Source organism: uncultured Arenimonas sp. (assembly GCF_963976025.1).
Classification (GTDB): domain Bacteria; phylum Pseudomonadota; class Gammaproteobacteria; order Xanthomonadales; family Xanthomonadaceae; genus Arenimonas.
In genome coordinates this window covers 1-11947 of the sequence record NZ_CAXBJS010000079.1, presented here as the reverse complement: position 1 = coordinate 11947, position 11947 = coordinate 1, and the positions used below count along the sequence as shown (strand labels likewise).

The window sequence follows — 11947 nt, the reverse complement described above, 5'->3', positions numbered from 1 at the left end:
CCAGGGCACGGGCGATCTCGACCCGGCGGCGTTCGCCGCCCGACAGGCTGGCGCCCAGCTGTTCGGCGACGTGGCCGACCTGCAGTTCTTCCATCAGCGCGGCCAGTTCGTTGGCGCGGCCGGTGGCGTCGAGGTCCTTGCGCAGTTCAAGCACCGCGTGGATGTTGTCGGCGACGCTGAGCTTGCGGAACACCGAGGCTTCCTGGGGCAGGTAGCCCAGGCCCAGGCGGGCGCGTTCGTGCATGGGCAGGCTGGTGATGTCCCGGCCGTCGAGCGTGATGCGGCCGGCGTCGGGGCCGACCAGGCCCACGACCATGTAAAAGCAGGTGGTCTTGCCGGCGCCGTTGGGGCCGAGCAGGCCGACGACTTCGCCGGGGCGCACTTCCATCGCGAAGTCGTGCACCACCTGGCGCGAGCGGTAGCGCTTGGCCAGGCCGGTTGCGGTGAGCATCAGTCGGCCGCGGCGTTCTTGGGCAGGATGCGCATGGACACGCGGGCGCCGTCGCCGCCGCCGTCGATGCGGCCGGTGTTGATGTCGTACTTCACCGTTTCGCCGCGCAGGTTGCCGCGCGGCTGGGTGATGACGACGTTGCCGGTGAGCATCATCGATTCGTCGGCCAGCAGGTAGACGACGCGGTTGGCCTGGGCGTCCATCGGTTCGCCGGCGTCGGACACCTGGCGCAGGCGCGCCGGGCTGCCGGTAAGCACGATGCGGTTGATGTCGCCGGCGGCGCGGTGCACTTCGGCGCGGGCGGCGTCGACTTCCAGCGTGCCCTGGCGGATGCGCACATTGCCTTCAAGCGTGGACACGCTGTCGTCGCCGAGCTGGGCGTCGGTGCGGTCGGCGCTGATGTCCATGGGCTGGTTGCGGTCGCCCGACTTGGCCAGCGCCGGCGCGGCGACCAGCACGGTGGCGAGGATCAGCAGCTTGCTGGCGTGGCGCATAGGGTTCCTTTGGTGTCGTTGAGCAGCTGGAAACGCTTGGCGGCCAGGTCCACCCGCAGGCCGGTGCCGGCAAAGAAGGACTCGCCCTGGGTGATGTTAACCCGGTCGTCCGTGCTGGCGCGCTGGTCGCCCGGGAAAACCGCCAGCGTGCCGGTATTGAAGCGCGTGCGCAGGCCCGACTCGCTGGCCGGGCCGACCAGGCTGACGCCACCGCGCAGCTGCACCTCTTCGGCCTTGGGGCTGACCCAGGCGGTGTCCGAACGCGCCTGCCAGGCCCCCGTTTCGCCCGGGAAGGTGAAACGCGGCAGGCGGATGTCCAGGCTCTTGCCGTTCGGGTCGCGTTCCAGGTACGGCGACACCACGGTGAAGGCTTCGGCGCCCGCGTCGTCGAGCGCGGTGAGCTCGAAGTCGCGCAGCACGTAGTCCGAACGCTGCGCCGGCTCGGGCGGCGGCACCTGGCTGCGCTGCCACTGCCACACGGCGTAGCTGCCCAGGCCGATGGCCGTCAGCAGGAGCAGCGTGTTGAGGAAATTGCGGTTCATGCCGCGCCGAATTGCTCCAGCACGGCGGCGCGCAGGCCCTTGGCGTCCAGGATCAGGTCGCACAGTTCACGCACGGCGCCCTCGCCGCCGCGCAGGCGCGACTGCCAGTGCACGCGTTCGGCGACCCAGGGGTGGGCATTGGCCGGCGCCGCGGCCAGGCCGACCTGCAGCAGGGCCGGCAGGTCGGGCAGGTCGTCGCCCATGTGGGTGGCTTCTTCCGGCGAAAGCTCCAGCGTTTCGCACAGCTGCAGCAGCACGGCGCCCTTGTCCTTCACGCCGGTGTAAACGTGCTGCAGGCCCAGGTCGCGGGCGCGCGCCTGGATGGCGGCGTTGCGGCGGGCGGTGATGATGGCGACGGCGACGCCGTTTTCCTCGAGCAGCTTCATGCCCAGGCCGTCGAGCACGTGGAAGGCCTTGGACTCGCGGCCTTCGCCGTCGTATTCCAGGCGGCCGTCGGTGAGCGTGCCGTCGACGTCGAAGCAGGCCAGGCGGATGCGGCCGGCGCGGTCGCGGATATCGGATTCGGAAAGGGTCATCAAAGGATCACACCACGCGTGCGCGCAACAGGTCATGAATATTCAGGGCACCGATCACCCGGCGCTGCTCGTCCAGCACCACCAGGGCGTTGATCTTGTACTCCTCCATCAGGTGCGCCGCTTCCACCGCCAGCGCGTCGGCGCCGATGGACTTGGGCGAGCGGCCCATCAGCTGGCTGACCGGCGTGGCCTTGAGGTCGGTGTCCTCGTCGTCCAGGCAGCGGCGCAGGTCGCCGTCGGTGAACACGCCCTGCAGCACGCCGCCGGCATCGACCACGGCGGTCATGCCCAGGCGCGTGCGGGTCATTTCCAGAAGGGCTTCGGTGGCGCTGGCGTCGATGCCCACCTTCGGTACGTCGTCGCCGGAATGCATGATGTCGCGGATGCGCAGCAGCAGGCGCCGGCCCAGCGCGCCGGCCGGGTGCGAACGGGCGAAGTCTTCTTCGGTGAAACCGCGGGCTTCGAGCAGGGCCACTGCCAGCGCGTCGCCCAGGGCCAGGGCGGCGGTGGTGGACGAGGTCGGCGCCAGGCCCAGCGGGCAGGCTTCGGCCGGCACGCTGGCGTCCAGGTGCACCTCGGCCAGGCGGGCCAGGCTGGAGCCGGGGCGGCCGGTCATGGAAATAAGCACGTTGCCCTGGCGCTTGAGCGAGGGAACGATGGACAGGATTTCGTCGCTTTCGCCGGAGTTCGACAGCGCCAGCACCACGTCGGCGTCGGTCACCATGCCCAGGTCGCCATGGCTGGCTTCGCCCGGGTGCATGAAGAAGGCCGGGGTGCCGGTGGAAGCCAGCGTGGCGGCGATCTTGGTGGCGATGTGGCCGGACTTGCCCATGCCGGTGCAGACCACCCGGCCGGTGCAGGCCAGCATGTGCCGGCAGGCGGCGGCGAAGTCGGCGCCAAGGCGGCCTTTCACGGCTTCCAGGGCCTGCGCCTCGATGTCGATGACGGCGCGGCCGCTGGCGATCAGGGCCTCGTCGGTGACTGCCAGGGCGGCTGGGGGGGCATTCATGGGCGGGCGCAGGGAGTATGATGCGGGGCCGCATTGTAAGGCCTGCGCGCCCGTCGCGCCCCGCTCGCCCATGAATCCCCAAATCATCCAGGAACTCATCGAAACCGGCCTGCCCGGCGCCCGCGCCCAGGTGCGCGGCGACGACGGGGTGCATTTCGAGGCCACCGTGGTCAGCGACGCCTTCGCCGGCAAGCTGCCGCTGGCCCGCCACCGCATGGTCTATGCCACGCTGGGCGAGAAGATGGGCGGCGAAATCCACGCCCTGGCCCTGCGCACCCTGACACCCGAAGAAGCCGACAAGGCCGCCCAGGCCTGAGACCCCAGACAACATGGCAAAGATCGTAATCACCGGCGGTGAGCCGCTAAACGGCGACGTGCAGATTTCCGGCGCCAAGAACGCCGTACTGCCCATCCTGGCCGCCACGCTGCTGGCCGACGGCCCGATTTCGATCGGCAACGTGCCGCACCTGCACGACGTCACCACCACCATGGAACTGCTGGGCGCGATGGGCGTGCAGCTGATGGTGGACGAAAAGCTCACCATCACCGCCGACCCGCGCTTCATCACCTCTACCGTGGCGCCCTACGAGCTGGTGAAGACCATGCGCGCCTCGATCCTGGTGCTGGGCCCGCTGCTGGCCCGCTTCGGCCACGCCGAAGTGTCGCTGCCCGGCGGCTGCGCCATCGGTTCGCGCCCGGTCGAGCAGCACATCCGCGGCCTGCAGGCGCTGGGCGCCGAGGTCACGGTCGAGAACGGTTTCATCAAGGCCCGCGCCGAACGCCTGCGCGGCGGCCGCTACGTGTTCGACATGATCACCGTCACCGGCACCGAAAACGTGCTGATGGCCGCTGCCCTGGCCAAGGGCACCACCGTGCTGGAGAACTGCGCGATGGAGCCGGAGGTGCTGGACCTGGCCAACTGCCTTATCGCCATGGGCGCCGACATCGAAGGCGCGGGCACCAACCGCATCGTGGTGCGCGGCGTCGACCGCCTCAACGGCATCCACTACGACGTGCTGCCCGACCGCATCGAAGCCGGCACTTTCCTGGTGGCCGGCGCCATGACCGGCGGCCGCGTCACCGCCCGCCGCACCCGCGCCGACACCATGGATGCGGTGCTCGTGAAGCTCGAGGAAGCCGGCGCCCACCTCACGGTCACCGCCGATTCGATCACCGTGGACATGCGCGGTAACCGGCCCAAGTCGGTGAACCTGACCACGGCGCCGTACCCGGCCTTCCCGACCGACATGCAGGCGCAGTTCGCGGCCCTGAACACCATCGCCGACGGCGTGGGCGTGATCACGGAAACGATCTTCGAAAACCGCTTCATGCACCTCAACGAGCTGCAGCGCCTGGGCGCCGACATTCGCATCGAGGGCAACACCGCCATCATCCGCGGCGTCGCCCAGATGACCGGCGCACCGATGATGGCCACCGACCTGCGCGCCTCGGCGTCGCTGGTGCTGGCCGGCCTGGTCGCCAAGGGCGAAACCGTGGTCGACCGCATCTACCACATCGACCGCGGCTACGAGAACATCGAAGAAAAGCTCGGCACCCTCGGCGCCAAGATCCGCCGCCTGCCGAGCTGAAGAAAAACCGGGCTTCAGGCGGCGGCGCGAGCCAGGGGCTTGATCGTGGCGATGTCCTTGCCCGCATTGTCCTTTGCGCACTGCAGGTCGTAATTCGCCTGCAGGTTCATCCAGAACTGGTGCGAAGTGTCGAACAGCCGGGCCAGCCGCAGCGCGGTATCGGCAGTGATGCCCCGACGTTCGCGCACGATATCGTTTACCCGGCTGGGCGTGACGCAGATCGCCCGGGCCACGGCATTGCTGGAAAGTCCCAAGGGGACCATGAACTCCTCGCGAAGGATCTCGCCGGGGTGTACGGGGGGAAGCTTCCTGGTCATGGCTGTCACCTCAGTGGTAGTCGACGATCTCGACGCTCGCCGGGCCCTCGTCGGTCCAAACAAAACAAATATTGAATGGCCATGCGGTCGTATCGTATACCGATAAACGGTATAGAGCAAGACCCCGGTTTTGCCTCAGCGGATCGCGGTGATCCGCAGGTCCAGGGTTTCGCCGTCGGATTCGTATTGCTTGATGCGCAGCGGCAGCCAGCCGTGGTTGCGGGCGAACCAGAGTTTGGTGATGCGGCCGTTGCTGGCGCTGCGCTGGCGTTCCACGCGCAGGGCGCGTTCGGTGCCGATGGCCGTGCGCAGGCGCACCGCGGCGGCAACTTCGTAGGACTGGGTTTCGACGGCGCGGCGTTCGGCCACCTTGAAGTGCATCGTGCCGCGTTCGCCGCCCGCCAGGGCGACCATGATCGCGGCCGTGGTGCCGTGCGGGTCGAGCACGCCGTCCGGGGCCGCATACGTGGCCGACTGGTCCTTCCAGCGGCTGCTTACCTGGCGGCGGGCGCGATCGAGCGTGAGCTGCTCTTCGCGGTTCTTCCAGCCGGCGGTTTGATTCATGCGGTAGTCCACCAGTTCCAGGCCGGCACCGGTCCAGCGCATGCGCGAGCGTTCCTCGCGCTCGACGCCGGCCAGCGCGGCCAGGCCTTCCGTGCCCTTGCTGCGGGTCACCAGTTCGAACGTGCCGTCGGCGAGGTGCTGAAGCGAGACCTGGCCGGTGCCGATGCGCTGGTCGTTGCGGCGCACTTCGTAGTCGGCGCTGAAGGGTTTGGGCGGCGATGCGGCGCCGGCCAGCAGCGGCAGGGCCAGCGCGCAGGCGGCGAACGCGCCGCGCAGGAACTTACGCATGCGCGGTCTCCCGCTGCAGCTGGTCGCGGTTGTCCAGCCGCAGCGGCTGGTCGAGCGCCTGGCCGTCGAACAACCAGCGGCCGCCGGCCAGCCGGGCGCGACCGCCGGCAATCGCGGTCGTGCAGGCCACCAGCAGCGCGTGTTCGCGCGGCGACAGGCGTTCGGCCAGGGATTCGGGCGTATCACCGGTGCCCACGTCCAGGCGCACCTGCGCCAGCACCGGGCCGGCGTCCAACGCCGGGATGACCGCGTGCACGCTGGCGCCGTGCTCGGTTTCCCCGGCGGCCAGCACGCGGGCGTGGGTGTCCAGACCCGGGTGGCGGGGCAGCAGGGAAGGGTGCAGGTTGATCATTCGGTCCTCGAATCGGCGCACGGTGGCATCGGAGATGATGCGCAAGTAACCGGCACAGACGATGAGGTCGGGCTGAACATCGGCCACGGCGCTGAACAGCGCTTCATCGTGGGCGGCGCGATCGGCGTAGTCGCGCGGTTTCAGCGCAACGGTGTGCAGGCCGTGGTCGCGGGCGATGGCGATGGCGCCGCACTTGGGTTTGTCGGAAAACACGCCGACGATGCGGGCCGGCAGTTGGCCGGCGTCGATGGCGCGCAGCAGCGCCTGCAGGTTGCTGCCGCGCCCCGAGGCCAGTACCGCGATCCGGAATCCGGGCATCTTCAGCCGATGCGCACGCGCTCGGCGCCGGCCTTCACCACCTGGCCGATGGCGCGGTGCGCCAGGCCCAGGCGCTGCAGGTCGGCCGACACCGCGGCCACGTCGCCCGGGGCCAGCACCAGCACGAAGCCGACGCCGCAGTTGAAGGTGCGCCACATTTCCTCGCGCGCCACCGCGCCTTCGCGCTGCAGCCAGTCGAACACCGGCGGCAGCTGAATCGCCGAGGCTTCGATGTCCAGGCCCAGACCGTCGGGGATGACGCGGATGATGTTTTCGGTGAGGCCGCCGCCGGTGATGTGGGCCATGGCGTGCAGTTCGTGCTTGCCCAGCAGTTCCAGCACCGGCTTCACGTACAGGGTGGTCGGCGCCATCAGCGCGTCCATCAGCTTGACGCCGCCAACGTCGAGGTCGGCCGGGCGGCCGGCGCGGTCGTAGATGCGGCGCACCAGCGAATAGCCGTTCGAATGCGGGCCGGACGAGGCGATGCCCAGCAGCACGTCGCCTTCGCGCACCTTGGCGCCGTCGAGCAGCTGCGATTTTTCCACCGCGCCGACGGTGAAGCCGGCCAGGTCGTATTCGCCCGGGCCGTACATGTCGGGCATTTCCGCGGTTTCGCCGCCGATCAGGGCGCAGCCGGCGAGTTCGCAGCCCTTGGCGATGCCGGAAACCACGGCGACGGTGGTGTCGACGTCGAGCTTGCCGGTGGCGAAATAGTCCAGGAAGAACAGCGGCTCGGCGCCCTGCACCAGCACGTCGTTCACGCACATGCCGACCAGGTCGATGCCGATGGTGTCGTGGCGGCCCAGCTGCTGGGCCAGCTTGAGCTTGGTGCCCACGCCGTCGGTGCCCGAGACCAGCACCGGCTCGCGGTACTTGCCAGCCAGGTCGAACAGCGCGCCGAAGCCGCCCAGGCCGCCCATCACTTCCGGCCGGAAGGTGCGCTTGACCAGCGGCTTGATGCGCTCGACGAGTTCATTGCCGGCGTCGATATCAACACCCGCGTCGCGGTAGGTGAGGGGAGTGGGCGTGGTCACGGCAGGTCCGGCGCTGGGAAAGACCCGCATTCTACCAGCCGCCAAAAACCGGGGTCAGAGTCGAATTTAGGAAATTCGACTCTGACCCCGGTTTTGGGGCGTTGGACGCGCCGACGGCTATCCGGCACCATTCCAGCCTGCCCCGCACGCCCCCGAGTCCATGCGCCCACGCTCCCACGCCCGTTTGTTCGCCGCCCTGCTGGTCCTGGCGACCGTGCCGTTCGCCACCGCGCAGGCCCAGGCGCCCGAGGTGCCGCTGCCTGAAGAAGCCGCCGCCGACCTGCTGGCCGACACCCCGGCCCCGCGCGACATGGCCCTGTACACCGGCGAAAGCGAACTGATTGGCCAGTCCGCCGGCGAACGCCGCGCCGCCACCGCCCGGGCCCTGGCCCAGGTGCTGGTGAAGCTGACCGGCGAACCGCTGGCCAGCGCCAACCCGGTGGTGCGCCGCGCCCTGCCCAATGCCGCCAGCTTCGTCCTGGAAGAGCGCAGCTCCGAAAGCGTGTCCGACCAGCAGGGCAATACCGCCATCGGCGGCGCCCCGATCTACAAAACCACGCTGCAGGTGCAGTTCGACCCCAACCGGGTGGACGCGCTGATCGTCGGCGCCGGCCTGCCGTACTGGGGTCCGGACCGGCCCAGCCCGATCCTGTGGCTGGCCATCGATGACGGCCGCGGCGCCCGGCTGGTGAACGCCAGCCAGATCAACGTGGTCAAGCCGCTGGCGACCCGCGGCACCGAACGCGGCCTCAGCTTCGGCCTGCCCGCCGGCAGCGCGGTCGAACAGGCCGCCGTGGACACCATCTGGGCCCGCAATCCCGGCCCGATGGCGGCCCTGACCGAACGTTACGGCCACCAGACCCAGCTGCTGGGCCGCCTGTTCCGCGAAGGGCAGGGCTGGACCGCCGACTGGGTGCTGACCCACGGCGACAGCGAGCTTTCCCGCTGGTCGTTCTCCGACCCCAGCGCCCAGCGCGCCCTGGCCTCGGGCGCCGACGGTGCCGCCGACGCCATTGCCCGCCGCGACGCCACCCGCGCCGACGTCGGTGAGCCGGCCGTGCAGCACGTGCTGATCACCGGCTTGCGCATGGCCGAGGACTTCACCCGCGCCATGGGCTACCTGCAGACCCTGCCGGTGGTGCGTGAACTGGAAGTCGAAGAAGCCACGCCCGACAGCCTGCGCCTGCGCCTGGACCTGGCGGTGGGCGTGCCGGCCTTCGAAAGTTTCCTGGCCGCCGGCGACGTGCTCGAAGCCGAAGGCCCGGCCTACGTGGCCACGCCCGGCAGGGTACCGCCGGCTGAACCGGCCGTGGCCCGCTACCGCCTGCGCCCATGAACCTTCGGCACCTGCCCAACGCCATCACCAGCCTGCGCCTGGCGATGGCGCCGGTGCTGCTGTGGCTGCTGTGGGCAGGCTATTACCCTGAAGCCCTGTGGCTGGCCGTGGTCGCCGGCGCCAGCGACGCCGTGGACGGCCTCCTGGCCAAACGTTTCGGCTGGCAAAGCCGCCTGGGCAGCCTGCTCGACCCGGTGGCCGACAAGGCCCTGCTGGGCTGCGCCTTCGTCGGCCTGTGGCTGGCCGGGGCCCTGCCGACCTGGCTGGTGGCCCTGGTGGTGGCGCGCGACCTGGTGATCCTGGGCGGCGCCATGGTCTGGTGGCGCCTGGCCGGCCCCTACGACGGCGAACCCAGCTGGCTGGGCAAGGTCACCACCGTGGCGCAGATCGCCCTGGTGCTGGTCTGCCTGTTCGACCGCGCCGGCTGGGCGGTGCCGCTGAACCGGCTGATGGACATCACCCTGGGCGTGGCTTTTCTTACCTTCGTCAGTGGCGTGGACTATGTTGTCCGCTATGGTGTGAAGGCCTGGCAGCACCGAGGGAAACCCGCCGCATGAACACCCGTCCGATGTCCAACCCCTTCAGTGACCGTCGCCCCTGGCAGTGGCTGGCGGTACTGGTGTTCCTGGGCGTGCTGATCTGGCTGCTGGGCCCGGTGCTTACCCCCTTCGTCATCTCCGCGCTGCTGGCGTGGCTGGGTGGCCCGCTGGTGCGCAAGATCGAAAGCACCGGCCGGTCGCGCACCGCCGCGGTGCTGCTGGTGTTCACCCTGATGTCGCTGGGGCTGATCCTGGGCGTGCTTTTGCTTATCCCGCTGATCGAAAGCCAGGTGTCGAAGTTCATCGACTGGTTGCCGCGCTTTGGCCAGTGGCTTACCGGCACCGCCGTGCCCTGGGCCGAGGACCGCTTCAAGATAGACCTCGCCGGCTACGTGGATCCGAGCCAGCTGATCGAGTTGTTCAAGCAGCACTGGAAGCAGGCCGGCGGCATCGCCGCTTCGATGATGGGTGAAATCTCGAAGTCGGGCATGGCCCTGGTGAACCTGCTGGTGAACCTGGCGCTTATCCCGGTGGTGACCTTCTTCTTCATGCGCGACGGGCCGGAAATGATGGCCAGGGCGCGCGAGCTGCTGCCGCGCCCGATCGAACCCACGGTGGTCAAGCTGGCGCACGAATCCGACCAGATGCTTGGCGGCTTCATCCGCGGCCAGCTGACGGTGATGATCGCCCTGGGCGTCATCTACGGCGTGGGCCTGACGGCCGTGGGCGTCGACCTTGGCATCCTGATCGGCCTGGTGGCCGGCCTGGTGGCCTTCGTGCCCTACCTGGGCGCCATCGTTGGCCTGGGCGCGGCGGTCATCGCCACCCTGGTGCAGCACGGCGACTTGCTGCACCTGGCGCTGGTGCTGGGCGTGTTCGGCCTGGGCCAGCTGCTGGAAAGCTTCTGGCTGACGCCGTGGCTGGTGGGCGACAAGATCGGCCTGCACCCGGTGGCGGTCATCTTCGCGGTGATGGCCGGTGGCCAGCTGTTCGGTTTCCTGGGCGTGCTGCTGGCGCTGCCGATCGCGGCGGTGGCGGTGGTGCTGGGCCGCTACGTCTACGCGCAGTACACGCAAAGCGAGCTCTACGGCGCCGACGACGAGTCGGGTGTCATCGTCGCTGGCCGGGACCCCGTGGGAGGGACTTCAGTCCCGAACGAGACCGGGACTGAAGTCCCTCCCTCGAAAGAACCATGAACACCCCGCAATTGCCGCTGGGCCTGCGCGCGCCGCCGGACCAGCGCCTGGACGCTTTCCTGGGCAACCCCGCCGCGCGCGCCGCGATGCACGCCGCCGCCACGGGGGCGTCGTTTGAATGGCTGTACCTGGCCGGCCCCGCCGGCAGCGGCAAGAGCCACCTGCTGCTGGCCGCCTGCGCCGAAGCCGTGGCCGCCGGCCGCCGCGCCGCCTACCTGCCGATGACCGCCTTCGCCGGCCGTTTGGCCGCCGGCCTGGCCCAGCAGGAAAACGCCGACCTGCTGTGCCTGGACGGGCTGGAGGCGATCGCCGGCAACGCCGAAGACGAAGAAGCGCTGTTCCACTTCCACAACCGCGCCCGTGCCGACGCCGGCGCGGTGATCTACGCCGCCCGCGGCAACCCCACCGACATCGGCCTGATGCTGCGCGACCTGCAAACCCGCCTGGGCCAGTGCGCGCGCATCAATCTCGACCCACTGGACGAAGCCGGCCGCCGCGACCTGCTGCGCCAGCGCGCCGCCCGCCGCGGCCTGGAACTCGACGACGCCGTGCTCGACTATCTGCTGCGCCGCGTCGACCGCGACCTCGCCAGCCTCACCCGCCTGCTGGACCAACTCGACCGCGCCAGCCTCGCCGCCCAGCGCCGCATCACCATCCCCTTCCTCCGCCAGCAATTGGGGACAAGTCCCGACTCCCCGTTGTAGGAGCGCCTTCAGGCGCGAATCTCTTCTTTGCCAAAGGCAAAGCCAGATCGAGATCAAAAGATTCGCGCCTGAAGGCGCTCCTACAAGGGGTTGTCGTCGGTTAGCCAGGCGGCGTCCCAATACGGGTAATCGCCGATCCGGCCAACCAGTCCCGCGCGCAGCGGGTTGGCCACCAGATACCGCGCTGCTTTTCGCAGGCCTGCTTCACTGCGCACCGCCCGGTCATAAAAGCCCCGCGCCCAAAGCGCGCCAGATCTGCCTGCGTCCCGGTTGAACGTCGCCGCGGTCACGCCCTTGGCATGTCCGATCGCCTTCGCGAGGTTGCCCTGGGGCTCAAGCACCAATAATCCGTGCCAGTGATCCGGCATTAGCACCCAAGCCAGGAGTCGGGAACCGGGCCAATTCTCAGGCTTGGAAACCAGTCGGGACATGACGCTCGCAGAAGCCCAGTCGGCGAAAATCCGTTCCCGGCCGTGGGTCGTAAAGGTCAGGAAATAACCCTGGCCGGACAAGGACCGACGGCCAACCCGCAGCGACTTTTGTCCCGGCGAATCCAGTACATACGGCATGCCCCAGCCTGGCCGGCAGCCCGCCGCCCCACCATCAGCAATCCCTCACACCCGCTGTAGGAGCGCCTTCAGGCGCGAATCCCTTCTTTGCCAAAGGCAAAGTCAAAAG

Annotated in this window: 16 protein-coding genes; 6 read left to right on the top strand and 10 right to left on the bottom strand. The window is 69.3% G+C overall.

Annotation, left to right across the window (positions count from 1 at the left end):
* From AACZ35_RS07900 to AACZ35_RS07880, 5 genes are all read right to left on the bottom strand, one after another.
* Positions 1–451: ATP-binding cassette domain-containing protein (locus AACZ35_RS07900; RefSeq protein ID WP_339827975.1), on the bottom strand; the 451-nt coding region annotated here is incomplete at its 3' end.
* Positions 451–945, bottom strand: coding sequence for a lipopolysaccharide transport periplasmic protein LptA (gene lptA / locus AACZ35_RS07895; RefSeq protein ID WP_339827973.1), 495 nt, complete (start codon positions 943–945; stop codon positions 451–453). The genes AACZ35_RS07900 and lptA, both read right to left, overlap by 1 nt.
* Complete coding sequence (gene lptC / locus AACZ35_RS07890; RefSeq protein WP_339827971.1) at positions 921–1487, bottom strand: LPS export ABC transporter periplasmic protein LptC; 567 nt, start codon at positions 1485–1487, stop codon at positions 921–923. The genes lptA and lptC overlap by 25 nt, the downstream gene beginning before the upstream one ends.
* Positions 1484–2023 carry an HAD family hydrolase gene (locus AACZ35_RS07885; protein WP_339827969.1) on the bottom strand — a complete coding sequence of 180 codons (540 nt, stop codon included), beginning with the start codon at positions 2021–2023 and terminating at the stop codon, positions 1484–1486. The genes lptC and AACZ35_RS07885 overlap by 4 nt, the downstream gene beginning before the upstream one ends.
* Positions 2024–2030: 7 nt before the next feature.
* Positions 2031–3032, bottom strand: a complete 1002-nt coding sequence (locus AACZ35_RS07880) for a KpsF/GutQ family sugar-phosphate isomerase (protein ID WP_339827967.1) — start codon at positions 3030–3032, stop codon at positions 2031–2033.
* Positions 3033–3102: 70 nt separating this feature from the next.
* On the opposite strand from AACZ35_RS07880, the gene AACZ35_RS07875 reads away from it, so the two are divergent.
* A complete protein-coding gene (locus AACZ35_RS07875; RefSeq protein ID WP_339827965.1) occupies positions 3103–3348 on the top strand; it encodes a BolA/IbaG family iron-sulfur metabolism protein in 246 nt (81 codons plus the stop codon).
* Between the two features lie 13 nt (positions 3349–3361).
* Positions 3362–4621 (top strand): UDP-N-acetylglucosamine 1-carboxyvinyltransferase, encoded by a 1260-nt coding sequence (gene murA / locus AACZ35_RS07870; protein ID WP_339827962.1) that lies wholly within the window; start codon positions 3362–3364, stop codon positions 4619–4621.
* A gap of 14 nt (positions 4622–4635) precedes the next feature.
* Here the strand turns inward: murA and AACZ35_RS07865 are convergent, their stop codons facing one another.
* The 4 genes from AACZ35_RS07865 to purM form a co-directional block, all read right to left on the bottom strand.
* The gene (locus AACZ35_RS07865; RefSeq protein WP_339827960.1) at positions 4636–4938 is read right to left on the bottom strand and encodes a HigA family addiction module antitoxin; all 303 of its coding nucleotides are present in this window, start codon (positions 4936–4938) and stop codon (positions 4636–4638) included.
* 135 nt (positions 4939–5073) lie between these two features.
* Positions 5074–5790, bottom strand: coding sequence for a DUF3108 domain-containing protein (locus AACZ35_RS07860; protein ID WP_339827958.1), 717 nt, complete (start codon positions 5788–5790; stop codon positions 5074–5076).
* Positions 5783–6460: a phosphoribosylglycinamide formyltransferase gene (gene purN, locus AACZ35_RS07855; RefSeq protein WP_339827955.1), complete on the bottom strand. Its 678-nt coding sequence runs from the start codon at positions 6458–6460 to the stop codon at positions 5783–5785. The genes AACZ35_RS07860 and purN overlap by 8 nt, the downstream gene beginning before the upstream one ends.
* Positions 6461–6462: 2 nt before the next feature.
* A complete protein-coding gene (gene purM / locus AACZ35_RS07850; RefSeq protein WP_339827953.1) occupies positions 6463–7494 on the bottom strand; it encodes a phosphoribosylformylglycinamidine cyclo-ligase in 1032 nt (343 codons plus the stop codon).
* 160 nt (positions 7495–7654) lie between these two features.
* On the opposite strand from purM, the gene AACZ35_RS07845 reads away from it, so the two are divergent.
* From AACZ35_RS07845 to hda, 4 genes are read left to right on the top strand one after another with little or no spacing between them, the layout of a single operon-like run.
* Positions 7655–8830 (top strand): DUF2066 domain-containing protein, encoded by a 1176-nt coding sequence (locus AACZ35_RS07845; RefSeq protein ID WP_339827950.1) that lies wholly within the window; start codon positions 7655–7657, stop codon positions 8828–8830.
* On the top strand, positions 8827–9387 hold the full coding sequence (locus tag AACZ35_RS07840) for a CDP-alcohol phosphatidyltransferase family protein (protein ID WP_339827947.1): 561 nt from the start codon (positions 8827–8829) through the stop codon (positions 9385–9387). The genes AACZ35_RS07845 and AACZ35_RS07840 overlap by 4 nt, the downstream gene beginning before the upstream one ends.
* Complete coding sequence (locus tag AACZ35_RS07835) at positions 9384–10565, top strand: AI-2E family transporter (RefSeq protein ID WP_339827945.1); 1182 nt, start codon at positions 9384–9386, stop codon at positions 10563–10565. Before AACZ35_RS07840 ends, AACZ35_RS07835 begins: the two co-directional genes overlap by 4 nt.
* Positions 10562–11269 carry a DnaA regulatory inactivator Hda gene (hda, locus tag AACZ35_RS07830; RefSeq protein ID WP_339827943.1) on the top strand — a complete coding sequence of 236 codons (708 nt, stop codon included), beginning with the start codon at positions 10562–10564 and terminating at the stop codon, positions 11267–11269. The genes AACZ35_RS07835 and hda overlap by 4 nt, the downstream gene beginning before the upstream one ends.
* Before the next feature lie 80 nt (positions 11270–11349).
* Here hda and AACZ35_RS07825 read toward each other — a convergent pair whose 3' ends face one another.
* On the bottom strand, positions 11350–11838 hold the full coding sequence (locus AACZ35_RS07825) for a transposase (RefSeq protein WP_339827939.1): 489 nt from the start codon (positions 11836–11838) through the stop codon (positions 11350–11352).
* Positions 11839–11947: the final 109 nt, after the last annotated feature.